Source organism: Saccharothrix deserti (genome assembly GCF_009769385.1).
Taxonomy (GTDB): domain Bacteria; phylum Actinomycetota; class Actinomycetes; order Mycobacteriales; family Pseudonocardiaceae; genus Actinosynnema; species Actinosynnema deserti.
This window is the reverse complement of the sequence record NZ_VKAB01000030.1, coordinates 76101-99137: the sequence shown is the minus strand read 5'-3', so window position 1 is coordinate 99137 and position 23037 is coordinate 76101. Positions and strand designations below refer to the sequence as shown.

The following is a 23037-nucleotide window of genomic DNA, read 5'->3' as shown; positions in this document are numbered from 1 at the left end:
AGTCGTCGTGAAGTACATGATCATGCCGACGTGGTGGGCGTAGGTTCGTCGGCATGCGCGTACTGTTCGCCAGCCTTGCGTCGGTGGGGCACACCTACCCCCTGATCCCGCTCGCGATCGCCGCACGGGATGCCGGGCACGAGGTGCATTTCGCGGCCGGCGAGGGAGTGCACGCACCGCTGGCCGCGAACGGACTGCGGCCGTTCCGCCCGGCGGATTCGTTCTACGAGCTGTACGCCGAGGACCTCGAACCGGAACTGGCACGGCTGCGCCCCGACCTCGTGGTGCACGAATGGGGCCTGCCGGGAGCGGCCGTCGCCGCGCACCGGGCCGGGATTCCGGGCCTCTGGCACGGTTTCGGCCGCATGATCCCCGAAGGGATCGGTCTCGAACTGCCCACGAAGAACACCGAGGCTCCCGGACGGCCGCACATCGACATCTGCCCGCCGTCCCTGCAGGACGAGGATTTCCTCGCCACCCAAGACCGGATCGAACTGCGCCCCGTCCCGTATTCCGAACCGGGAGCACTGCCCACTCGGGAGGCTCGGAGCGCCTCGCAGCCGCTGGTCTACCTGACGCTCGGCACCGCGTTCGGGACCCCGGAACTGCTGGCCACGGCGATCAAGGGACTGGCGACGCTGGACGCACGCGTACTGGTCGCCACCGGCCGCGTGCGCCTGGACGAACTCGGCGACGTGCCGGACAACGTCACCGTCCGGACCTGGGTGCCGCAGGCCGACCTGATGCCGCACGTCGACGTGGTCGTGCACCACGGCGGCAGCGGCACCACCCTCGGCGCGCTCACCGTCGGCGCCCCGCAGTTGATCCTGCCCCAGGGCGCCGACCAGTTCGCCAACGCCGATGCCGTCACCGCCGCGGGCGCGGGCCTGCGCCTCCTGCCCGCTGAACTGGGCGCCGACGCCATCGCCGAACACGTCCGCGCGCTGTTGCCGCGTCCCGGGCGCTCCGACCACCGCGACGCGGCCCGCGCGATCGCCGACGAGATCGCCCGCATGCCCTCCCCGGACGAGGTCGCCCGCCGGCTGCCGGAGTACGCCGAGCGCGGCTGACCCGCCAGACCCGCCAGACCGCCGAGACCTGCGGGTATCGGACGTCACCCGAAAGGACACACGCGACACCACCGGAGTTCACGTCGCTGAAACCTTGGAGCCGCCCGCGCTGTTCTACAGTCTCGCCATCCTGAACGAGATTGATCCATTCATCGGTACGGCCCCGACCTCACTGCCAGCGGCGCAGGGTCTGGCGGCCACTTGGTGGTGGCCGAAAGCGCAGATCGGGAACACCCACCCGGGGGCGACGTCCCCGCTCGGGATGGTGTCCGCCTGCGCCTACTCGGGCGCCTACCCGACGGGGTACGGCCTCTACACGAAGAACACCGAGGGCCTGCCGGAGCAGATGTTCGACCGGCCGCAGGCCTCCGGGTTCACGCACTTCCAGCAATCCGGCACCGGCGCGATCCGCAAGTACTACAACTACGTGCGGGTGACCCCGATGGTGCAGCCGCTGGACACCCTCGGGCAGGCGTGGCCGCTGCACGACGAGGTCGCCGAGGCCGGGTACTACGCGGCCACGCTCGACACCGGCGTCCGGTGCGAGATCACGGTCGGCGCGAAGGTCGCGATCCACCGGTACACGTTCCCCGAGCACCGCAGCGCCCGGGTCGTGGTCGACCTGTCCTGCGGCGGGCTGGCCATCGACCACGGCCGCACGGTGCCGCTGCGGGCGCACGTGGAGAGCATCGGCAACGGACGCGCACAGGGCACGGTCGTCGTGGAGGGTGTGCCGCTGTCGGTGCACATCGAGGTCGACACCCCGGGCTGGCGGCAGATGCTGTGGCACGACCGGCGGCTGATCGAGGGCGGCACCCGGCTGGACTTCGACCGCATCCGGCAGACCACGCTGCGCCCGTTCGGGCTGCTCTTCCTCGGGCCGACCAGGGCCGGGCAGAGCGTCGAGGTGCGGATCGGGTTCTCCCTGCGCGGTCCCGAGCAGGCCCGGGAGAACCTGTACCGCGAGTGCGGCGACGGGCCGCCCGGCTTCGACCCCGTCCGGGAGCACACCAAGACCCAGTGGCGCGACCACGTGGACCGGATCGAGGTCCAGGGTGGGTCGCCCGCACGGCGGCAGGTGTTCGGCACCGCCCTGTACCACTCGCTGATCAAGCCGTGCTTCGCCGACGACGAGAGCCCGTTCTGGCCGACGTCCGGGCCGTTCGCCTTCGACGTCTGCACGATGTGGGACATCTACAAGACCCAGCTGCCGCTGCTGGAGGCGATCGTCCCGGACCGGGCGGTCGACCTGCTGGAGTCGCTGATCAGGGTGTGCGAGGAGGAGGGCAACTTCCCGATCGGGTACCGGATGGCACGGGGCGCGGACCGGTTCTTCCGGCAGGCGAGCGCACTGGTGCACACCGCGCTGGCCGACGTGCACGCCCTGGGCCTGGGCGACCTGGACTGGAACTGGGCGCTGGTGCACATGGAGGCCGACCTGCGCCGGATGTACGGCGAGGACTTCTACGAGCAGGGCGTCGTCCACCCGATCTCGCACACCCTCGACCTCGCCTACGCCTACCACTGCACCGCCGGCGTCGCACGGGCCCTGAACGACGGCCAGCTCGCCGCCGACCTCGCCAAGCGGAGCCTGCTGTGGTCCAACGCGTTCGACCCGGCCACCGGCCTGCTGTGGGACTCGTCGTTCTACGAGGGCGGCAAGTGGAACTACTCGTTCCGCCTGCTGCACGACATGGCCGGCCGGATCGCGATGGCGGGTGGTGACGACGCGTTCGTCGCCATGCTGGACGCGTTCTTCGGCTACGGCGCGCCGCCGGTGGTGCAGCCCGGCAGGCAGCCCGACCCGGTGGAGATGGCGGTCGGCTACTCGCTGAACCGGTTCGAGGGCCTCAACAACGAGCCGGACATGGAAGCGCCGTGGTCCTACCACTACGCGGGCCGGCCGGACCGCACGGCCGAGATCGTGCACGCGGCGTTGACCTGGCAGTTCGGCACCGGTCCCGGCGGGCTGCCCGGCAACGACGACTCCGGTGGGCTGAGCTCCTGGTACGTGTGGGCCTCGCTCGGGCTGTTCCCGATCGCCGGGCAGAACCTGTTCCTGGTCAACGCGCCCGCGTTCGAGCACGCCAAGATCCACATCAGGGACCGGGAGTTCGTCATCGAGACCAGCGGGCACCGCGAGACGCCCATCAGCTCCGACGGGCTCGAACGGGTGCCGCCGCCGCAGTACGTGCAATCCGCGCGGCTGAACGGCAAGCCGCTGGACGTGGCGCACCTGCGCGCGTCCGACATCCACGCGGGCGGCACCTTGCACCTGAAACTCGGCCCCGAGCCCTCGGAGTGGGGTCGCAAGATCCGACCGCCGTCACTGTCCGACTCATCCGCGACGGGAACCCGCACATGAGCAGGCCGAACCGCCGCCTCGTCATCGTGGTCCGGGCAGATCCGGTGATCTGCGGGCACTCCGGCGAGGCCCGAAATCTCGCCGAGGTCGCCCTGACCCGCGGCTTCGACGACGTACGCCTCCTGACCTGGCCGATCCCCGCCCTCCAGGCGGCGGGGCTGCCGCTGAAGCCGCTCGACCGGATCACGCCCTACAGCGCGGGCATCACGGTGGAGCGGCCCGAACCGGTCGGCGACTACCGCGTGCCCGACGGCCGGTACATGGCCGGGCTCATCGGCCGCCTGGTCGAACTGCTCGCCGAGCCGGTCCCGACCACGTGCCTGTCGATGTACCTCGCGCCGCACACCGCGGTCGTGGGGGAGGCCGTCACCGCCGCACGCGCGGCCGGGTACCGGCCCGACGTCCGCACCATGGCGAAGGCGGTGGGCTCGGACGTCACCAACGTGATCCGCAACTGCCTGCGCGAGGGGCGGTTCGGGGCGGCGGTGGCCCTGTTCACCACGTTCCTGGCGAACGACCAGGTGCTCGCGGTGTCGGAGTACACCCGGCAGGAGATCGTCGCCTCCGCCGAGGAGGTCGACGCGCGCTGCGGCACCCGGCTGGCCGACGAGTGCCGGAGCCGGGTGTCGGTCAGCTACCCGCCGATCGACACCTCCGCATACCTCGACCTCGACCCGGTGCTGGTGGACGCCGCGCTCAAGCGCCGCGGCCTGGAACGCGACGGCTACGTGCTGTTCCTGTCCCGGGTGGCGCGGGCCAAGGGCGTCTACGACCTGGTGACCGCGTTCGCCCGGTCCGAGGCGCGGTCGCGGGTGAAGCTCGTGATCGCCGGGAACGGCCCCGCCCTGGAGGACATCCGGGCGCTCACGCGGGACGACGACCGGGTCGTCCTGTTGAGCGACGTGGACGACGAGGAGAAGCCGCTCCTGATGCGCGGCTGCGCCGCCTACGCGCTGCCGACCAAGCCCGAGCCGGACTTCGTGGAGACCTTCGGCATCGCGCTGACCGAGAAGATGCTCGCCGGCGGTGGTCCCGTGATCACGACTATGACGGGTGGGACCGGCGAGGCGGTCGGTGACACGGCGATCATCGTGGAGGCCGGTGACGTCGCCGGCATCGCCGGCGCGATCGACCGGGCGGTGCTGGAGATGTCGCCCGAGGAGCGGGAGTTCATGGAGGGCCGGGCCCGCGCCCACGCCATGTCGTTCGACCGGGCGCGGGTGTTCGACGACCTGTTCGAGACGTCCCCGCCGGCTGCCGCCGCCCTGGACCGCCACAGCGCTCCCGCCGGCTGATCACGAGTCCGTGGGGCACGCCGTCGGCTTCGACGGCGTGCCCCACGACATGCTGCAACGGTCACGTGGGGATCTCGGAGACGTGCGCGCTCACGATGCGCCACCCCTCCGGCAGGCGCACCCACGTCTGGCTCTGCCGCCCGACCAACGGCCGGCCGGGGTAGTGGAACAGGGTGGTGACCGACGCGGTGTCGGCGCCGAACGTGGTGACCGTGGTGCCGGTGCGCACGCGGCCGGGCAGAGGACCCTGGCTGGCCCGCCACGCCCGGATCGCCGCGCCGCCCCGTTGGAGGTCGGCGATGCCGTACCGCACGGCCTGCGCACCCGACCAGAACAACTCGTCCAGGACCGCGTGATCACCGGCGACCAACGCGGCCTCGTAGCGCTCGAACACCTGCCACACCTCAGCCACCACGGCCGGGTCGTCCACCACCACCGCCGTGTCCGGGGTGCTCACTCGGCCGCGACCGGTTCGACGGCCGGTTCACCGGGTGACGTCCTGGCCAGCAGCGCGAAGCCCAGGCACACCACGCCGAAGAACAGGTAACCCAACGCCACCTGGCCGGACGCGTTCCACTGCACCTTCTCGGCGTGGATCAGCCCGACGAACGCCAGCACGGCACCCGCCGCCGCGTACCCGGCCGCCCACAGGAACCTCCGGTCGATCAGGAACGCGGTGATCGCGCCGAGCACGAGCCCGGCGAGGATCGCGCCGTCGCCCAGCAGCTTCAACCCGTGGTAGATCACGCCCGCGCCACCCAGGGCTTCCTCGCCGACCTCGGCGGCCGTGGTGCCGGCGGCGGCCAGCGCGTTGTCGATCTGCCCGACCGCCCACGACGCGATGTTCGGTATCAGCGCGATCACCACCGCGACCGCGTGCGCCTTGGGCACCACCTGGAACGCCTGCGCGCCGATCAGCAGCCCGATGTAGAGCAGGATCGGCACGATCGCCGGCACCGGCAGCAGCGCGCTGAGCAGCCCGAACATCCCGGAGAAGCACAGCACCGACACGACCGCGCCGGTGAGCAGCGAGTACGCCGTCCGCCCACCGACCTCCTTCCACCCCGGGTGTCCGATGTAGACCGCCGGCGGGAACGGCGAGCCCAGGCCCGCGCCGACCACCGCGCCGATGCCGTCCGCGAGCAGCACGCTGCGCAGGTTGAAGTTGTCACCCGCGGCCGCCGCGCTCTCCACGTTGGTCATGCCCTCGGTGAAGTTGTAGATGCCCAACGGGATGGCGGTCGCCAGCAGCGGTCCGATGTCGGACAACCCCTGCCACAGCCGGTCGAACTGGAGGGTGGGCAGGCCGATGCCGATGTCCTTCACCGCCGCGGCCACGTCGGGCGCGTGCATGTAGCCGCCGATCCACGCGATCGCCGTGCCGACGGTCAGCGCGGCCAGCCCGATCGGGATGCCGCCCGGCAGCTTCACGCCGGTGAAGAACCCGATCATGATCAGGGCGAGCACCGGCAGCGCGATCCACGCGGCCGTCCACATCTGCGCGGCGGGGCGCATGGAGATGAACGCGATCGAGATGCCGGCGAGCGTGCCGAGCATGGCCGCCTGCGGGGTGAAGCGCCGGATGTACGGGCCGACGAACGCGCCCGCCAGCACGATGAGGCCGATGATGAACGACCACGCCAACCCGGCCTGCCACGCCTGCACCGGGTCGCCACTGGCCAGGTACACGGGAAGCATGATCACGAACGTCACGATGAACATGTGCGGCACGCTGGGCCCGTAGGGCATGGCGGTGACGTCCGCCCGGTTCTCCCTGTGGGCCAACCGTCTGCCCAGCCAGGCGTAGTACACGTTGCCGATCAGGAGTTGGACGCCGAGCGCGGGCAGGATCACGCCGAAGACGTCGACCGCCGGGATCTTGGTGACGCCGATGCACAACCCGGTCAGCACGAGCACGTTGACCAGGACGTTGAACCCGAGGCCGAAGAACGCGTTGGTGTCGCCGGCGACCCACAGCGGCAGCTTGCCGCGGTCGTGGCCGGTGGTCGCGCTGGTGGTGGCGGACATGTGTGGTCCCTTCCGTTCAGGTCTGGGGGAGTGCCGGGCGTCCGGCCAACGCGGCCAGGAAGGCCCGGGACGGCGCGACCCAGCCGAAGATGCCGCCCTGAGCGGCGATCATGGCCAGGCCGGCCTGGTGGAACTGCGGGAAGTACGACCCGACGCAATCGGCGAGCACCAGGCACTCGTAGCCGCGGTCGTTGGCCTCGCGGACCGTGGTGTGCACGCACACCTCGGTGGTGACGCCCGTGACGACCAGGCTGGTGACGCCGGTCGACCGCAGCACCTCGTCCAGGCCGGTCGCGTAGAAGGAACCCTTGCCGGGCTTGTCGACCACGAGTTCACCGGCGATCGGCGCCAGTTCGTCGACGATGTCGTGGCCGTACTCGCCGCGGATCAGGATGCGGCCCTTGGGACCGGGGTCACCGATGCGCAGCGACGGCGTGCCGCGGCGCAGCTTCGCGGGCGGCAGGTCGGACAGGTCGGGCAGGTGGCCCTCCCTGGTGTGGATCACCGTCATGCCGGCCGCCCTGGTCGCGTCCAGGACCGCCCGCAGCGGCGGGATCACGGCGCGCAGCAGCGTGACGTCGTTGCCGAGCGTTTCGCCGAAGCCGCCGGGTTCCACGAAATCGCGCTGCATGTCGATCACCAGCAGCGCGGTGGTGGCAGGGTCGAAGGTGAAGGGGGAGGGGTCCGCGTCGAGCTTCAAGAGTGCGGTCACGGTGCGGCCTTCCCGTTCAGGACGCGGAGGTTGCCGCGATCACGGCTTCGGAGGTGGACACCGCACCGAACACCCCGCCCTGCATGGTCACCATCTTCAGCGCGGCGAGGTGGTTGTCGTGATCGGTGGCGCCCGTGCAGTCGGACAGGACCAGGCACTCCAGCCCGCGGTCGTTCGCCTCGCGCATGGTGGTGTGCACGCAGACGTCCGTGGTGATGCCGGTGAGGATGAGGTGGCTGATCGACCGGGATCTCAGCACGAGGTCGAGGTTGGTCGCGTAGAACGCGCCCTTGCCCGGCTTGTCGACCACGACCTCACCGGGGATCGGCGCGACCTCCTCGACGATCTCCCAACCCGGTTCGCCCCGGACGAGGATCCGGCCGCCGGGTCCGTCGCTGCCGATCTCCGCGCCGATCCGGGCCGAGCGCCAGCGCTTGTTGGGCGGTAGGTCGGACAGGTCGGGCGGGTGGCCCTCCCTGGTGTGGATGACGAGCACGCCCAGCTGCCGCGCGTGGGCGAGCAGCTTCTGCGTGGCCGGCAGTCCGGCCCTGGTCAACGTGAGGTCGTAGCCCATCCGGTCGACGTAGCCGCCGGGGCCGCAGAAGTCGGTCTGCCAGTCGATGCACATCACGGCGACGTTGCCCACCGGCACCGCGCCGTCGTAGGGCCACGGGTAGGGGTCCGCGGCCACTGGTCCGATCGAGGTGGTCATGCCTGTCGATTGTCGACGGCTTCATTGCGGTCGGCTCGGCGGTGAGTTACATCACAGTTACTCGGGTCGGTCGATCAGGTCTCGAGGAACTGCCGCGCGCCGTGGTGTTCCAGCTGGTGCAGCGCGGTGTCCAGGTCGCCGCCGGCGATCGCGTCCCGCAGTGCCCGATCGGTCGAATTCACCCATCGTGACGACGGTGCCATGTGTGACCCGGCGTGGCCGCAGGTCGTCGATACTGGTGCGGGCAACCCGGACCGGCCGGCGCCACGTCTCCAGGTGGTGGCAAGCGCCATCCCCACTTCCGAAGGGCAGCGGACGATGAAGCTCCGGCGATCGACGGTCGTGCTCACCACGGTGGCGCTGTTAGCCCTGTCCGCGTGCGCGAGCGGGCAGGACCAGCCCGCGCCCCCGGCCGACGCCGTACTGCCCACCGGGTCGACGCACGCGAGCAGCAGTCCGACGAAGGCGCCCGAGGTGCTGGACAACCAGCCGCCGGCCGCGCCGCGCACCGGTCCCGCGCAAGCCGAGGTCGGCGTCGCCCACCCATTCGGCCTCCTCGCGCACTGCGGCGTGGTCTACGCGGTCTTCGCCGGTCGGACGTGGAAGGTCGAGCAGCCGGTGGTGGACCCGCCAGGGGAACCGCTCGCCCGCGGCAGCGTCAACTACCTGCCGGGCTCCATGCGGCTCACGGCCGCCGACCGACTTGAGTTCACCGTCGACGCCGGCAGCGCGGTGATCCCGAGTGCCGTGGTGACGTTCCTGCCGACCACCGAAGAACGGCCGCTGTGCAACTGAGGGCGTGGCCGGTCAGTCGGGTGGGAGTGGTTCGACCAGGCGGTGTTGGTAGGCGATGGCGACCAGTTGGGCGCGGTCGCGGGCGCCGAGTTTGGTCATGGCCCGGCTGACGTGGGTCTTGGTGGTGGCCTGGGTGATGTGCAGGGCGGCGGCGATCTCGTCGTTGCTCATGCCGTGGGCGACGTGGGCGGTGACCTCGCGTTCGCGGTCGGTGAGCCGGGCCAGTGCCTCGGCGTTGACGCGTGGTGTCCCGGTCCGGCTGGTGATCCGGGCGACGAGTCGGCGGGTCAGCCCGGGGGAGAGGAGTGCCTCACCGCCGGCGACGACGCGGATGCCGTCGAGGAGTTGCCTGGGGTTGGTGTTCTTGATCAGGAAGCCGCCGGCGCCCGCGTCGAGGGCTTCGATCACGTACTCGTCGTGGTCGAAGGTGGTGAGTACGAGCAGGTGCACGTCGGCCAGGTCGGGGTCGGCGACGATCTGGCGCAGGGCCTGCAGTCCGTCGACCCCCGGCATGCGGATGTCCATGAGCACCACGTCGGGGCGGGTGCGTCTGGTGAGTTCGACAGCCGCGGCGCCATCGGCCACCTCGCCGACCACGGTCATGCCGGGTTCGGTCTCGATGAGCACCCGGAAGCCGCCCCGGACCAGGGCTTCGTCGTCGGCGATGAGCACCCGGATGGGTTCGGTCGTCATGATTCGTCCTGGGTGGGCAGCACGCAGCGCACCTCGAAGCCGCCGTCGGGGTGGACGTCGGCGGTGAGCTGCCCGGACAGCGCGGTGGCCCGTTCCCGCATTCCGGCGATGCCGCGGCCGGTGGAGCCGGTGTCGGTCGGGCCTGTGCCGTCGTCGCGGATCCGGATCGCTAATCGGGTGGGTTCGTAGTCCAGGTCGAGCCGTGCGGTGCGTGCGCCGGCGTGGCGCAGCACGTTGGTCAGGCTCTCCTGGACGATCCGGTAGGCGGCCAGGTCGACCGCGGCGGGCAGTGGTCGCTCGTCGCCGTGCACGGTGAGGTCGACCCGGAGCCCGGCCGCCCTGGTCGCGTCGAGCAGCGGGTCGAGTTGGTCGAGGCGCGGCGGTGGGGTCCGGGGCAGGGCGGGGTCGTCCTCCGCGTGCAGGGTGGCGAGGATCGATTTGACGTCGGCGAGTCCTTCGTCGCTGATCTTCTTGATCGCGGTGAGCGCCCGGAGGGCCTGGTCGGGCCGTTGCTCGATCACGTGGATCGCGACCCCCGCCTGCACGCTGATGGTGGCCATGGCGTGGCCGACGATGTCGTGGACGTCGCGGGCGATGCGCAACCGCTGCTCGACCGCGTGCCGCCGGGCCCGCTCCTCGCGCGCCTGCGCCTCGCGGGCGTGCTGGCCGCTGAGCGCGGAGACGAGTTCCCGGCGGTAGTGCACCGCGATGCCGATCACGTAGGCGGTGAAGACGACTTCCGGGTTGGGCGGTGGTTCGCCGACCACGCTGACACCGTCGACGGTGAGAGCGATCAGCGTCATGCCCAAGCCCGTCACCGCGACGGCGGCGATCCCCTGGCGCCATCCCCGGTGCACCGTGGCGGTGTAGAGGGCGATCAGGGGTGCGAGCGTGATCAGGCGGCCGGGGTACTCGGCGAGGAGCCAGGCGAGGGGGAGCGCGTTGGCGGCGATCACGACCGCGGACGGGTAGCGGCGGCGCACCGCGAGCGCGCCCGCGAGCACGGCGGTCAGCCCGATCGCCGCCACGTCGACCTCGCGCGCGTTCGGCACGCCGGGGGGACCCCAGCCGGTCCAGGCGGCGGTGAGCACCAGCACCGCCAACGCCACGCCGACGCCGAGGTCCGTCACGACCGGTGGCACCTTTCGCACGGTGGCGATCACCTTCATCTCCGGATTCGGGTTCCCTTCGCAGATCCTGCACGTATCGGCCGCGTCCGCGCATCGGATCCAGGTCTTATCCGCGGCGTACCACGTGGGGCTGAGGCCGTACCGCCGGCGAATGGCCGTAGGTCCCCGGGATGAGCTTCGGAAACAGGCCCGCTGACCGACGTGGATCACCCGGTCCGGCGATGAGCATGGCCCACCATGGATGCGATCCTCGGAGTCCTCAACATCATGGCGATCACGCTGGTCCTGCTCTACGGCGTCGGTGCGTTCGTGCTCCCTGGCCGGGTTGAGTGTGTGATGCGGTGGTGCGGGGCGGCGCTTGCGCTCGGTCAGGTGGGTGCCGCCGGGTACCTGTGGTCGGTGGACTGGCGTTTCGCCGCCGACGTCGTGCTGGTGGCGTTACCCCCGTTGCTCGCGGCGGTGGCATTCGCCCCGCCGATGGGTGGTGGGGCCGCTTGGCGCAGGCCGGCTGCCGCGATGGCGGCGTTGCTGCACGGGTACGCGATCGTGAGTCCGCCGGCCCCGCCGTACGTCGTCGATGCGTTGCTCATGCCGGTGGCACTTGCGGTCGGGACTGGGCTGGCGTGGCTGTGGCAGCACCGGATCGGGGACCGATTGCGTCGTGGCGTGCGCGTCGCCGTGGCTGCCGGGGTGGTCATCGGACTGGTCTTGGCGGGGGTCGTCGCCGGGTCGGTGGCGAGCCGCCTGCCGGATGCGGCGAACATGGCCGAGCACGGTGCGGTCGACAACGGCGGCGGGGCGAACGCCGGGCACGGCGGTCATGGTGGGACCGACATCAGCACGTTGACCGGGCCGCGCGACCGTGAGCCCGACGTGCGCTACACGCTCACCGCCCGCGTCGGCCGGGTCCGGCTGGTCTCCGGGGAGACGATCGACGCCTGGACCTACGACGGCACCCTGCCCGGTCCGGAACTCCGCGTCCACCAGGGCGATCTGGTGGAGGTGACGCTGGTCAACGCCGACATCCCGGCGGGGGTGACCATCCACTGGCACGGGCTGGACGTGCCCAACGCCGAGGACGGCGTGGCGGGCCTGACCCAGGACGCGGTGCCGCCGGGCGGGCAGCACGTGTACCGCTTCGTCGCCGAGCAGGTCGGCACCTTCTGGTACCACTCGCACCAGCAGTCCGCCGAGCAGGTGCGGCGTGGGCTGTTCGGCGTGATCGTGGTCGAGCCGCCCACGCCGGCCGATGTGGACCTGGCCGTGCCGGCACACGCCTGGGACGGCGATCGCGGCCGGTCGACGGCGCTGTCGGTCACGGGCGGCACGCCGTCCACCGGGGTGACCCGCCACGCGGTGCCGCCCGGTTCCCGGGTCCGCTTGAGGCTGGTCAACGCCGACAACCAGCCACGCGCCTACGCCGTCACGGGTGTGCCGTTCCGGGTGGCCGCCATCGACGGCACCGAGTTGTCCGAGCCGACCGAACTCACCGAGCACCAACTGCTCGTCGGCGGTGGTGGCCGGTACGACATCGTGTTCACCATGCCGCCAAGTGCGGTGCGGATCGCTCTGACCCGTGACGACAACACCGACAGCGACACCACCCCGACCCTGCTGGTGTCGCCCGACGGCAGTGGCGAAGCGCGTCCGGTCGCGGAGGGGCCCGTTCTCGACCCGATCGGCTACGGCTCACCAGCTGACACCGGGTTCGGACCGGACAGCACGTTCGACCGCACGTTCACCGTGTTGCTCGGTGAAACGATCACGTTCTACAACGGACACTTCGGCCAACGCCCCACGATCAACGGAAGCGTGTACCCGAACACACCGGCTTTCGCGGTGCGGCAAGGTGAACTGGTGAAGGTGGACTTCCTCAACCGCAGCTTCGAAGACCACCCCATGCACCTGCACGGCCACCACATGCTGGTCCTCAGCCGCAACGGCGAATCCACCACCGGAAGTCCGTGGTGGACGGACACGCTCAACGTCGCACCAGGTGAACGCTACGAAGTCGCGTTCCGCGCGGACAACCCCGGCCTGTGGATGGACCACTGCCACAACCTGGAGCACGCCGCCGACGGCATGACCATGCACCTCACCTACGAGGGATACCACACGCCGTACGAAGTCGGCTCGGCCACCGGCAACCAACCGGAATAGCGTGCCGGGGCTCTCGTAACCGGGAGGCCGCCGTCGCGGACCACGCCCAGCGCGGTCTTCAGCGACTGCTCGGAGCCGACGCACTCCACGACCGCGTGGGTGCCGTCGCCGCGGGTCAGCTCGCGGACCTTCTCGACGCCTTCCTCGCCGCGCTCGGCGACCACGTCGGTGGCGCCGAACTCCCGGCCGAGGTCGGTGCGGTCGGCGTGGCGTCCCATGAGGATGATCCGGTCGGCGCCGAGCCGCCTGGCGGCCAGCACCGCCGAGAGCCCCACCGCGCCGTCACCGACCACGGTCACCGACTTGCCCGGCCCGACGCGGGACGTCACCACGCCGTGGTGGCCGGTGCAGAACACGTCGGACAGGGTCAGCAGCGACGACAGCAGCGCGGAGTCCTCGCCCACGGGCAGCTTGACCAGCGTGCCCTGGGCCTGCGGCACCCGCACCGCCTCGCCCTGACCGGCGTCCACGTCCGGCGCGCCCCACTGGCCGCCGTGCCGGCAGGACGTGTGCAGGCCCTCGCGGCAGAAGTCGCAGGTGTTGTCCGCCCACACGAACGGCGCGACGACGAGGTCGCCGGGCTTCAGCGCGGTCACCTCGGAACCGGTCTCCTCCACGACGCCGAGGAACTCGTGCCCCATGCGCCTGCCCTGCTCGGAGTCGGGCATGGAGCCGTAAGGCCACAGGTCGCTGCCGCAGACGCACGAGCGCACCACCCGCACCACCCGCACCACCCGCACCACGGCGTCGGTGGGTTCGTGCAGTTCCGCGTCGGGAACGTGCTCCACGCGCACGTCGCCGGCGCCGTACATCACAGTCGCTCGCATGTGGTTCCCTCCATCTTGCGGTTTCCTCGTCCGAGGCGCCCGGAGGCTCGACATTCGCAATCGGCATTCACGTCTCATTCCAGTCGATGCCGACGCCCTTTTGATGCAACACCTCTTGTCGCGGGCGCGGGAGGTTACGTTGTTCCGGGTAATGGCAGTACCCCTCAGAACAGGTTTGACCGCCATAGCGTTTCGGCGAGATCGCCGTCGATCGTTCGCGACTTATTTCCCGGCGATCACGCTTTTCGATCGTCGGAAAATCAGGCGCGAACGGTCTGCCCCCGCGGAGCGGCGGATCGACTACAGCCCAGGCGACCTCGCCCGCGACGCCGGAGGCGGCGCAGTCCAACACAGCGTTTGAACCCGCAGGTTGCGGTTACACCTTGGCCATGCCGTTCACCGACGTGTTCAGGCGGGTCGGCGCCGCCTACTCCGCCGGCGACCAGCGGCCACTGCGGGGGTACCTGGCGACTCTCGGCTCGTACGGCGCGCTGGTCGCCGGAGCCACCGCGGTCGGCCGGCGCGCCGGTGTGCGGTTGCCCGATCGGGTTGCCCTCGGCGACGTCGTGCTCATGTCGCTGGCGACCCACAAGGCCAGTCGGCTGTTGACGAAGGGCGCGGTGACCAGCGTGTTGCGTGCACCGTTCACCCGGTACGACGAACCGGCCGGTGCGGCGGAGGTCAACGAGTCGGTGCGCGGCGACGACACCCGGCACGCGGTGGGCGAGTTGGTGACCTGCCCGTTCTGCTCCGGGGTGTGGATCGCCAGCGCGCTCACGGCGGGGCTGGTGTTCGCGCCGCGAGCCACCCGGTTGGCCGCGACGACGCTGTCCGTTGTCGCGGTGTCGGATTGGCTGCACTTCGTGCACAGCGGGCTCAAGCACCGCGTCAGCGACCACTGAAGCCATCCGCCGGCAGTAAGGGATTCTTATGGCAGTGCTGGAGTTCATCACCGCTGGTGGCGCGGAGAACCTGTGGCCTGCGCGGATGCAGATGGCGTTGTCGTTGGGGTGGCACATCATCTTCGCGTGCTTCGGCATCGCGTTCCCGGCGATCGTCGTGTTCACCGAGTGGCGCGGGCACCGGCGGGGCGATCCCGAGCTGACCGGACTCGCGCACACGTGGGCGAAGGCGATGGGTGTGCTGTTCGCCGCCGGGGCGGTCTCGGGCACGTTGCTGTCGTTCGAGATGGGCATCCTGTGGCCGGGGCTGATGGACCGCTTCGGCGAGGTGTTCGGCTTCCCGTTCGTGCTGGAGGGTTTCGCGTTCTTCGTGGAGGCGATCTTCGTCGGCGTTTACCTGTTCGGCTGGAACCGCCTGTCGCCGCGCGCCCACATGCTCAGCGCGGTGCCGATGGTGTTGGCCGGGATCGCCGGGGCGTTCTTCGTGGTCTCGGCGAACGCGTGGATGAACAACCCGACCGGTTTCCGGCTCGACGCCGAGGGTGCCGTGGTGGACGCGCGGCCGTGGGCGGCGATGTTCGGTCCGTCCACGTGGCCGCAGTTCGTGCACATGTGGCTGGCGGCGTTCATGGTCACCGGGTTCCTGGTCGCCTCGGTCTACGCGGTCGGGATGCTGCGCGGACGTCGTGACCGCTACCACCGCATGGGGTTGCTCATCCCGCTCACCGTCGCCGCGATCGTGACACCGGTGCAGATCGGCGTTGGCGACTGGATCGCCAACGCGGTCGCGGACAACCAGCCCGCGAAGTTGGCGGCGATGGAGGCGCAGTACGAGACGACGTCCGGGGCTGGGTTGTCGTTGGGCGGCATCTACCGCGACGGCGAGCTGCGGTACGCCCTGGAGATCCCGTACGCGTTGTCCCTGCTGATCCACCACGACCCCGACGGGGTGGTGCCGGGTCTGGAGGAGGTGCCGGTCGACGAGCACCCGCCGGTCAACGTCGTGCATTTGGCATACAACGCGATGGTCGGCATCGGGACGGCGTTGTTGCTGCTCGCCGCGTGGTTCGGGTTGGTGTGGTGGCGGCGCAGGCGGTTGCCGGAGACGGCGTGGTTCCTGCGGGCCGTCGCGGTGTCGGGCGTGGGGGCCGTGGTGGCGATGGAGGCGGGCTGGATCACCACCGAGGTCGGCCGGCAACCGTGGATCGTCTACAAGATCCTGCGTACCGCCGATGCGGTGAGCCCGGCGCCGGGACTCGGGTACGGCCTGGTCGCAGTGGTTGTTGTCTACACGGTACTGACCCTGTTCACGGCCGTGGTCCTGCGCCGCCTCGCCCGAGGCCACGACACGCTGGCGCCGCAGGAAGCCGGCGAACGGCCGGGGTCGTCATGACGCTCGCGGAAGCGGTGCTGGGCGCGGCGTTCGTCGGCCTGCTGGCCTACGCGTTGTTCGGCGGCGCGGACTTCGGTGGTGGTGTCTGGGACCTGCTGGCCGGCGGCACCCGGCGCGGACGGCGGACGCGGGCGTTGATCGAACGCTCGATCGGACCGGTGTGGGAGGCCAACCACGTCTGGTTGATCTTCGTGCTGGTGGTGCTGTGGACCGGGTTCTCCGGCGCCTTCGCCGCCGCGGCCACCACCCTCTACATCCCGCTCACCCTGGCGGCGTTCGGCATTATCGCGAGGGGAGCGGCGTTCGCGTACCGCAAGAGCGTCAGCACACCGGCCATGCGCCGCTTCTTCGGTGCGGCGTTCGCGTTGTCGTCGCTGTTCACCCCGTTCTTCTTCGGCGCGGTCGTGGGCGGGGTCGCCTCCGGGCGGGTGCCTCCGGGCATCGCGGCCGGTGACGTGGTGCGCAGTTGGGTCAACCCGACGTCCTTCCTCGGCGGAACGTTGGCGGTGCTGGTGTGCGCCTACCTCGCGGCCGTCTTCCTGTGCGCGGACGCCCGCCGCGACGGTGAGCCCGATCTGGCCGAGGCGTTCCGGCTCCGGGCTCTCGTCACGGCCGCCGTCACCGGAGCGGTCGGTCTGGCGGGTGTCGCGGTGCTGCGCGCCGACGCACCGGTGCTCTTCGCGGGCCTCACCGGTCGCGGTCTGCCGGTCCTGGCGCTCTCCGTCGTGGCGGGCCTGGGCGCGATCGCGCTCCTGCTGACCCGCCGGTACGTCCTGGCCAGGCTGGTGTCCGCGCTGGCCGTGACGACGATCCTGGTGGGGTGGGCGGTCGCCCAGTACCCGTACGTCCTGCTACCCGGCCTCACCGTCGAACAGGCCGCGCAAGGTCGCTCGACGCTGACGGCGTTGGCGATCGCGCTCGCCGCCGGCGCGGTCGTGCTCATCCCGGCGCTGGTGTACCTCTACACCCTGTTCCAACGCCCACCGGCCGTCAACGACCGCGGCGCGTCCGCTCCGGCAGGCGCACCACCGGGACCTGACGCTCGGTCGTGACGATCCACCACTCGACGCCGTTCACCGCGGGATGGCGCTGATCTCCATCCGCTGAGCGGAGAATGCCGACGACCTCCACACCGGCCGGCAACATTGGGCCGGTGACCGAGACACCGCGGCGGCCTTTCGGCGTCGAAATCGTGGCAGCCCACCGACTCCGGCTGGTCGAAGCTCCGGCGCCGCACGTGTCGCCCGAAGACCGGCTGGCCGTGGACCGCATCTGGGACGACGCGGTGCGGGCCAACCCGAGCTTCTTCGACGGGCCGGTGGTGGCGTGCGCGGAGCTGGAGCCGGACGGGCCGCACGGCCTGGTCCTCACCTGGGTGAGGACGACGTACCGGTCCTACGCCATGCGCCTGGTCCCGGGTGCCACCCCGTTGCCGGCCTTGTTCGTCTGCGTCGTGCAGCCGACCGACGACGGGCGCCTGCTGGTCGGGCGGATGTCGTCGTGGACGGCCGCTCCCGGCCGCTGGCAGCTGCCGGGCGGGTCCGTCGAGCCGCCGGAAGACCACGAAGCCCTCGACGTGACCGCCCTCCGCCGCCACGCCGCTCGGGAGCTGATCGAGGAGACCGGCCTCGACGCGGTGCCCGACGACCTGACCCTGTGGCTCGTCACGCGCGGTAAGCACGGGAACGTCGGCGTCCTGTTCCTCGCTCCACCCCGGCCGGCATCACTGGTGCGCGAACGATTCGCGGCGCTGGTGGCCTCGGAGACGGCACTGGGCCGTGACCCGGAACTGGACCGGATGGCCCTCGTCCGCTCGCACGCCGAGTTGGCGGGCCTCGGTGGGCCACAGGCGGACTACCTGGAGCCGGTCGTCCGCCGGTTCACCGCCGGTTGAGCCATTCGCCGTACACGAGCCTTCGGCCACCCCTACGATCCCTCCCCGGGAGATCCATCGCACCAAGGGGGATTGCCGGACGTGGTCACGCGCCCGAAGAGCTTCGCCGTCCTGCTCGCCGCGTTCGCGTTGACCGGCTGCACGGCCACCACGAGCGGGGAGGCCCGACCCGAGTTGCCGCCGCGCAAGGAACGCCCGGCGACGCAGCCGAAGCCGGAGCTGTCCGAGCGGGCGACCGCGCCGGGCACCGTGCTCAAGCTGGGGGAGCAGGGCGTCATCCCGGTCGCCGGCACGTACGCGGCGGGCCTGATCGGCCTGACGGTGACCGTGGACAGCGCCCCGGCGACCCAGGCCGACATCGACGGCCTGCCGCTCAAGGACAAGGACAAGGCGGAGCTGCGCGGCAAGACGTTCTTCTTCATCCGGCAGCACGTGGTGAACCTCGACGGCACCGACCTGACCGACATGGTCGCGCCGTCGCTCGTCGCCTGGACCGCCGGCGGCGACATCCCGGGGATGCTGCTCGGCGGGACCGACGGGAAGGTGGGTGACTGCGAGGACGAGGTGGTGTCCCTGCCGGAGTTCAGCGAGAAGGGCGCGTCGTTCGACCAGTGCCGGCTCGTGTTCGGTGAGCCCGGTGACCCGGTCGCCAGCGTCCGGCTCACCTCGCCGCCCTACGACTCGGCGAAGCCGGTGACCTGGCAGCAGTAGCCGTCACACCCCCGGTTCCGGCGCCTCGGTCACCTCTGGTCCGACTGGTCGGTCGGCGCCAGGCGGGCGATGGATCCGATCTCGAGGGCGACCCACAGCGCGCCGTCCGGGCCGACGGTGATCCCGTGGGGTTCCGAAGCCGGTGTCGGCAACCGATAAGTCTCGACGGCGCCGTCCGGGCTGATGCGGCCGACGCGGTTGGCACCCCATTCGGTGAACCAGCAGTTCCCGTCCGGGGTGGCGGTGATGGCGTGCGTGCGGGCGGCCCGATCCGGGAGGGGGAACTCGGTGATCGTTCCGTCCACGGTGACACGACCGATCTTGTCGGCGTTCAGCTCGGTGAACCAGAGCGCCCCGTCCGGACCCGGTGCGATGCCGAAAGGTCCCGCTTCGGCGGACGGCGTGGTGAACGTGGTGATCGAGCCGTCGGTGGTGATCCGACCGATCCGGTGTCCCCGCGATTCGGTGAACCACAACGCCCCGTCCGGCCCGGTGGTGAGCAGCGACGGGCGACCCGACGGTGGATCGAGCGGGAACGAGGTGAGTTCTCCGCCGAGGCCGAGTCGCCCGACCCGACCGTGGTGCACCTCGGTGAACCACACGGCCTGATCGGGTCCCGCCGTGATGCCGTACGGCCCCGAACCCCGCCCGTGAACGGGGTACTCCACGATCGACACAGTCTGCTCTCCCACCGCGAACATGCTCCTCGACGACTCGCCGTTGATGATCTTGGCTCCAAGGGTAGGACCTGGACGTCCGCTAACGCGTCCGGCCGTTGCGCGATGTCCTGGCTATGGACGACGCTTGGGCTACGGCCATCCGTGTCGAGACCGTCGAGTTGGACGCCTCCGGCAGCAGGCAGATCGCGAGCAGGCGGCGGACGAGTTCGCCGCTGGTCGAGCGGCGGCAGGAGATCGAGCAGGGCATCCGGGCCGCGGTCGAGGTGGTGCGCTCGTCGTTGAGCGCCTCGGACGGGGAGGACTCGAAGGGCTGGCGGGTGTCGAGCGTCGAGGCGACGTTCGGGATCACGTTGGCCGCCGAGGCGGGTGTGGTGCTGAGCAAGGCCTCCGCGGAGGCGACTTTCGAGGTGACGCTGACCGTCGAACGCGTCTGAGTCGAGGTAGGGGTGACGGGCCACGGCTACTGGGTGGTGTTGCGCCGGGGTGACGTCGACCTCGGCGCGGGTTTCCTGCTGACCGGGCGGTTCGTCGTCACCGCGGAGCACTGCCTGCGGGACCTGCCGGCCGACGAGCGCGACGTGCACGTGGTGTTCGGTGACGGGGTCGTCCGGTCGGCACGGGTGCAGACGAGGTTGCCGGACGCGGACCTCACGCTGATCATGCTGGACGACCGCTCGCCCGTGCCCGCCCCGATCGCCGACGTGTCTTCGGTGGACGACCCGTGGCGCGCCCCGTGCAGACCTCGCCCGACGGATCCGCAATTGGGCGGACAGGTGGTCGAACCCGAGACGTCCTACACGTGCGAGGGCGGCGCGGAGTTGACCGCGTTGCAGCTGCGCACCGACACGGTGCTGGGCGACTACTCGGGCTACTCCGGCGGGCCGGTGGAGCGGATCGTGCACGACGGCGAGCGGCTGATCGGCGTGCTGCTGGAGCAGTACCCCGATCGCCAGGAACCCGATCGGGCCTCGAACGTGCTGTTCGCGGCGACCGTCGGCGAGGTGATCGACCGGTTCGACCAGTTGCAGAGCGCCAACCTGGTCAACGCCTTCCGCGAGAAGGACTCCGTCGACGAGCTGATCAGCTTCGGCAGGCAGCTGATGGAGGGCAGCGACGGCTGGCAGGGCGAGGCGATGCTCAACCTCGACCAGTTGGCGAGCATCAGACTGCACATCGCGCGCAGCGTGGTGGACGGCGCGATCAAGAGGAAGCTGGCATGAGCGATCTCCTGGCCGTGGTGCAGAACATCGCCGACTTCCTGCTCGGCCAGGACCGGAGGGCCCAGCAGAACCTGTCACCGACCATGGGGCCGTTGCTGGAGGAACTCGTCCGGGCACCCCGGCGGCTGTCGTACCCACGCGTGTCACGTTGCGCTATGGCGTTGAACCGCCTGGGACAGCACGCGTACGCCGACCGGCTGCTCGACACCGCCTCGGCGGAGGCCGATGCGGAGGACGGGCTCCGGCTGCGGAACCTGGGTGCGGTGCTGGCCGCCGAACGCGGTGACTACGCCGCCGCGAGATCGGCGCTGGAGGACGCGCACATCGACGCCGGGCGCATCGGCTCACCGCTGCGGGGCACGATCGTCGCGAACCTCGCCGCGCTGAACGCGGTGACCGGCGACCTCGACGGGGTGCGCCGCTGGACCAGGGGACCGGGGCGGGACGACGAGAGCGCGGCGGCGTTGATCGCGGCGGCGGGCGCGGTGCTGGCACGGGTCGGCTCCGACCGTGCCGCCTTCGAAGACGCCGCCGCCGCGCAACGGTCCGCCGTCGCCGCCCTGGTGGACCGGCTCGGCCAGAACCACCCGCTGGCGCTCGGGGCGTTCACCGCGGCCATGGCCACGGAGTTCGAACTGGCCCGCGCCGTGCGCTCGCGCAGTCGCGGTGAGCAGGCCGTCGACGCGCTGGAAGTCGGGCTGCTGCGCAGTTCCGCGAAGTTGGGCGCCACCCACCCGCGGACCTTGGTGGCGCTGGTCGACGTCGCCTCCGCGCGGTTCCAGATCGCCCGCGACAGCCGTGACCCGGACCAGGTGCGGGCCGCGGTCGCAGCCCTGGACGATGCCACCACCCGCACCACCTCCGCCCTGGGTCTGGAACACCCGCAATCCCTCACCGCGCTGTCGAACCTGGCCTCGGCCCACTTCGAGTTGGCCCGGTTGACCCGCGCGCCTGACGCCGCACACCGAGCCCTGTCGATGCTCGCGACCGCTTCGGAACGTTCGGCGCAGGTCCTGGGGGAGTTGCACTTGCAGTCGCTGACCGCGCTGTCGAACCTGGCGTCCGCCGAGTTCGAGCTGGCGAGGCTCGACGGTTCCCGTGACGACGCCGTCCAGGCACTGGAACGACTGGAACTGGCCATGAGCCGGTCGACGGCCGTGCTGGGCGCGGGGCACCCGGCCACGGTCGTGTTGGAGCAGGAACGACGTGTCTGCCAGGAGTGGTTGTTCGACGAGGAGGACGAGGACGGCGCCGGCGGGACCGTGCTGACCAAGCGCAAGACCCTCACCCGTTGGGACTACGACGACGACTACCTGCCGATCGACGAGGCCGCGGCAACGTTGGGCGAAGAGCCGAGGGACACCGTCGACGTACCGGGACACCGCGAACCGGTCGGCCCCCTGGGTGTCTCACACGACGTCAACGTGTCCGAACTCATCGAGCGGCACGCGGGGACAGCGGACACGCCCGAGATTCGTCACGGCACCGCGGATGAAGCGCGGGCGTTGAGCACGCGGAGCGAGCGGTTGTGGGAGTCCGGCTATCCGCGCTCCGCGCTTTCATTCGCCCTCCGAGCGCGTCACGCCTGGCAAGTGCTCGCCGACGCCGAACCGGACAAGTACCGCCCCCAACTCGCCTGGGCCCTGGACAACGTCGGCGTGACCATGTCGGCGGTGGGTGACGAGCGATCGGCGGTGTCGTACTTCCAGGAGGCCATCAGGATCTGGCGGACCCTGCTGCACCGCGACCCTCTCCGCTGCCTGCCGCACCTGGCGCGCACGCTCAACAACCTCGGTGTCTGCCTGCGCAACCTCGGCCGCACCGCCGACGCGGTCACCGTCACCATGGAAGCCGTCGCGCTGCGCCGCACCCTGGTCTCGCCCGACGACGTGGTGCAGCGCTCCGAACTGGCCCGGTCGCTGATGATCCTCTCGGCGGGTCTGGCCGACGACGGGCGCACCGGCGAGGCCGTGGACGCCTCCCAGGAGGCCGTCGCGCTGACCAGACCCCTGGTGTCACCCGACTCCGACCGGTACCGCAGCGAGCTGGCCGAAGCGCTCAACCACTTCTCCACCTGCCTGTCGGCCGCCGGTCGCCCCCGTGACGCCCTGAAAGCCGCCCAGGAAGCGGTCGCCCAGGAACGCCGCCTGGTCGAGAGCGACCGCGCACGTCACCTGCCCGACCTCGCGCTGTCCCTGGAGAACCTGGCGAGCACCCTCGCGGCCAACGACCGGCCCGACGACCAGTACGCCGTGCTCACCGAGGCCGTGGAGCTCTGGCAGGTCCTCGCCATCGCGAACCCGGGCGACTACCAGGCCGATCTCGACCACTGCCGGCGCCTGCTGGACGAACTCCGAGGTGGCGCGGGGGCCTCGTCGGCGGGGTAGCGCCCGCTGCGCGTCGTGGCACCGCTGTCGGTGCGGGAGGTGCGCTCGACGTTCGGGTATCGT

The 23037-nt window shown here is 70.9% G+C and carries 21 protein-coding genes; 13 read left to right on the top strand and 8 right to left on the bottom strand.

Annotation, left to right across the window (positions count from 1 at the left end):
- Positions 1-53: 53 nt before the first annotated feature.
- The 3 genes from FM051_RS36415 (at position 54) to FM051_RS36405 (ending at position 4730) form a co-directional block, all read left to right on the top strand.
- Positions 54-1070, top strand: a complete 1017-nt coding sequence (locus FM051_RS36415) for a glycosyltransferase (protein ID WP_158851361.1) — start codon at positions 54-56, stop codon at positions 1068-1070.
- 94 nt (positions 1071-1164) lie between these two features.
- A complete protein-coding gene (locus FM051_RS36410) occupies positions 1165-3435 on the top strand; it encodes a glycoside hydrolase domain-containing protein (protein WP_202919194.1) in 2271 nt (756 codons plus the stop codon).
- Entirely contained in the window at positions 3432-4730 is a 1299-nt protein-coding gene (locus FM051_RS36405) for a glycosyltransferase (protein ID WP_158851359.1), read from the top strand. Before FM051_RS36410 ends, FM051_RS36405 begins: the two co-directional genes overlap by 4 nt.
- 61 nt (positions 4731-4791) lie before the next feature.
- On the opposite strand, the gene hpxZ is transcribed toward FM051_RS36405, so the two are convergent.
- Genes hpxZ through biuH form a run of 4 tightly spaced genes read right to left on the bottom strand, consistent with a single transcriptional unit; the run spans position 4792 to position 8182 of the window.
- A complete protein-coding gene (hpxZ, locus tag FM051_RS36400; RefSeq protein WP_202919193.1) occupies positions 4792-5187 on the bottom strand; it encodes an oxalurate catabolism protein HpxZ in 396 nt (131 codons plus the stop codon).
- Entirely contained in the window at positions 5184-6758 is a 1575-nt protein-coding gene (locus FM051_RS36395; RefSeq protein ID WP_158851357.1) for a regulator, read from the bottom strand. The genes hpxZ and FM051_RS36395 overlap by 4 nt, the downstream gene beginning before the upstream one ends.
- Positions 6759-6774: 16 nt before the next feature.
- On the bottom strand, positions 6775-7470 hold the full coding sequence (locus tag FM051_RS36390; protein ID WP_158851355.1) for a cysteine hydrolase family protein: 696 nt from the start codon (positions 7468-7470) through the stop codon (positions 6775-6777).
- Positions 7471-7486: 16 nt separating this feature from the next.
- The gene (biuH, locus tag FM051_RS36385; RefSeq protein ID WP_158851353.1) at positions 7487-8182 is read right to left on the bottom strand and encodes a biuret amidohydrolase; all 696 of its coding nucleotides are present in this window, start codon (positions 8180-8182) and stop codon (positions 7487-7489) included.
- A gap of 318 nt (positions 8183-8500) precedes the next feature.
- On the opposite strand from biuH, the gene FM051_RS36380 reads away from it, so the two are divergent.
- Positions 8501-8977 carry a hypothetical protein gene (locus FM051_RS36380; protein WP_158851351.1) on the top strand — a complete coding sequence of 159 codons (477 nt, stop codon included), beginning with the start codon at positions 8501-8503 and terminating at the stop codon, positions 8975-8977.
- A 12-nt stretch (positions 8978-8989) separates the two neighbouring features.
- Here FM051_RS36380 and FM051_RS36375 read toward each other — a convergent pair whose 3' ends face one another.
- Complete coding sequence (locus FM051_RS36375; RefSeq protein ID WP_158851349.1) at positions 8990-9670, bottom strand: response regulator; 681 nt, start codon at positions 9668-9670, stop codon at positions 8990-8992.
- On the bottom strand, positions 9667-10821 hold the full coding sequence (locus FM051_RS36370; RefSeq protein WP_158851347.1) for a sensor histidine kinase: 1155 nt from the start codon (positions 10819-10821) through the stop codon (positions 9667-9669). Before FM051_RS36370 ends, FM051_RS36375 begins: the two co-directional genes overlap by 4 nt.
- Positions 10822-11037: 216 nt before the next feature.
- Here FM051_RS36370 and FM051_RS36365 point away from each other — a divergent pair, with 216 nt between their 5' ends.
- On the top strand, positions 11038-12960 hold the full coding sequence (locus tag FM051_RS36365) for a multicopper oxidase family protein (protein ID WP_158851345.1): 1923 nt from the start codon (positions 11038-11040) through the stop codon (positions 12958-12960).
- Here FM051_RS36365 and FM051_RS36360 read toward each other — a convergent pair.
- On the bottom strand, positions 12900-13787 hold the full coding sequence (locus FM051_RS36360; RefSeq protein WP_158851343.1) for a zinc-binding dehydrogenase: 888 nt from the start codon (positions 13785-13787) through the stop codon (positions 12900-12902). The two genes, FM051_RS36365 and FM051_RS36360, sit on opposite strands and share 61 nt — an antisense overlap.
- A 389-nt stretch (positions 13788-14176) precedes the next feature.
- Here FM051_RS36360 and FM051_RS36355 point away from each other — a divergent pair, with 389 nt between their 5' ends.
- The 5 genes from FM051_RS36355 to FM051_RS36335 all read left to right on the top strand — a co-directional run bounded on the left by FM051_RS36355 (position 14177) and on the right by FM051_RS36335 (position 18687).
- Complete coding sequence (locus FM051_RS36355; RefSeq protein ID WP_158851341.1) at positions 14177-14689, top strand: DUF1360 domain-containing protein; 513 nt, start codon at positions 14177-14179, stop codon at positions 14687-14689.
- Between the two features lie 28 nt (positions 14690-14717).
- The gene (locus tag FM051_RS36350) at positions 14718-16082 is read left to right on the top strand and encodes a cytochrome ubiquinol oxidase subunit I (RefSeq protein ID WP_158851339.1); all 1365 of its coding nucleotides are present in this window, start codon (positions 14718-14720) and stop codon (positions 16080-16082) included.
- Positions 16079-17134, top strand: coding sequence for a cytochrome d ubiquinol oxidase subunit II (locus tag FM051_RS36345; RefSeq protein WP_158851337.1), 1056 nt, complete (start codon positions 16079-16081; stop codon positions 17132-17134). The genes FM051_RS36350 and FM051_RS36345 overlap by 4 nt, the downstream gene beginning before the upstream one ends.
- A gap of 101 nt (positions 17135-17235) precedes the next feature.
- Entirely contained in the window at positions 17236-17976 is a 741-nt protein-coding gene (locus FM051_RS36340) for an NUDIX hydrolase (protein WP_202919192.1), read from the top strand.
- A gap of 81 nt (positions 17977-18057) precedes the next feature.
- The gene (locus tag FM051_RS36335; RefSeq protein WP_158851333.1) at positions 18058-18687 is read left to right on the top strand and encodes a hypothetical protein; all 630 of its coding nucleotides are present in this window, start codon (positions 18058-18060) and stop codon (positions 18685-18687) included.
- 29 nt (positions 18688-18716) lie between these two features.
- Here the strand turns inward: FM051_RS36335 and FM051_RS36330 are convergent, their stop codons facing one another.
- The gene (locus FM051_RS36330) at positions 18717-19379 is read right to left on the bottom strand and encodes a Vgb family protein (RefSeq protein WP_238412906.1); all 663 of its coding nucleotides are present in this window, start codon (positions 19377-19379) and stop codon (positions 18717-18719) included.
- Positions 19380-19480: 101 nt separating this feature from the next.
- Between FM051_RS36330 and FM051_RS36325 the strand changes: the two genes are divergently transcribed.
- From FM051_RS36325 to FM051_RS36315, 3 genes are read left to right on the top strand one after another with little or no spacing between them, the layout of a single operon-like run.
- Positions 19481-19801 carry a CU044_2847 family protein gene (locus FM051_RS36325; RefSeq protein ID WP_158851330.1) on the top strand — a complete coding sequence of 107 codons (321 nt, stop codon included), beginning with the start codon at positions 19481-19483 and terminating at the stop codon, positions 19799-19801.
- 12 nt (positions 19802-19813) lie between these two features.
- Positions 19814-20587 carry a trypsin-like peptidase domain-containing protein gene (locus FM051_RS36320; protein WP_158851328.1) on the top strand — a complete coding sequence of 258 codons (774 nt, stop codon included), beginning with the start codon at positions 19814-19816 and terminating at the stop codon, positions 20585-20587.
- Complete coding sequence (locus tag FM051_RS36315; protein ID WP_158851326.1) at positions 20584-22974, top strand: tetratricopeptide repeat protein; 2391 nt, start codon at positions 20584-20586, stop codon at positions 22972-22974. Before FM051_RS36320 ends, FM051_RS36315 begins: the two co-directional genes overlap by 4 nt.
- Positions 22975-23037: the final 63 nt, after the last annotated feature.

Coding starts and splice junctions, on each gene's coding strand:
- FM051_RS36415 (WP_158851361.1), top strand. CDS start 54: ATGCGCGTACTGTTCGCCAGCCTTGCGTCGGTGGGGCACACCTACCCC.
- FM051_RS36405 (WP_158851359.1), top strand. CDS start 3,432: ATGAGCAGGCCGAACCGCCGCCTCGTCATCGTGGTCCGGGCAGATCCG.
- FM051_RS36395 (WP_158851357.1), bottom strand. CDS start 6,758: ATGTCCGCCACCACCAGCGCGACCACCGGCCACGACCGCGGCAAGCTG.
- biuH (WP_158851353.1), bottom strand. CDS start 8,182: ATGACCACCTCGATCGGACCAGTGGCCGCGGACCCCTACCCGTGGCCC.
- FM051_RS36380 (WP_158851351.1), top strand. CDS start 8,501: ATGAAGCTCCGGCGATCGACGGTCGTGCTCACCACGGTGGCGCTGTTA.
- FM051_RS36375 (WP_158851349.1), bottom strand. CDS start 9,670: ATGACGACCGAACCCATCCGGGTGCTCATCGCCGACGACGAAGCCCTG.
- FM051_RS36365 (WP_158851345.1), top strand. CDS start 11,038: ATGGATGCGATCCTCGGAGTCCTCAACATCATGGCGATCACGCTGGTC.
- FM051_RS36360 (WP_158851343.1), bottom strand. CDS start 13,787: ATGCGAGCGACTGTGATGTACGGCGCCGGCGACGTGCGCGTGGAGCAC.
- FM051_RS36355 (WP_158851341.1), top strand. CDS start 14,177: ATGCCGTTCACCGACGTGTTCAGGCGGGTCGGCGCCGCCTACTCCGCC.
- FM051_RS36350 (WP_158851339.1), top strand. CDS start 14,718: ATGGCAGTGCTGGAGTTCATCACCGCTGGTGGCGCGGAGAACCTGTGG.
- FM051_RS36345 (WP_158851337.1), top strand. CDS start 16,079: ATGACGCTCGCGGAAGCGGTGCTGGGCGCGGCGTTCGTCGGCCTGCTG.
- FM051_RS36325 (WP_158851330.1), top strand. CDS start 19,481: ATGGACGACGCTTGGGCTACGGCCATCCGTGTCGAGACCGTCGAGTTG.
- FM051_RS36315 (WP_158851326.1), top strand. CDS start 20,584: ATGAGCGATCTCCTGGCCGTGGTGCAGAACATCGCCGACTTCCTGCTC.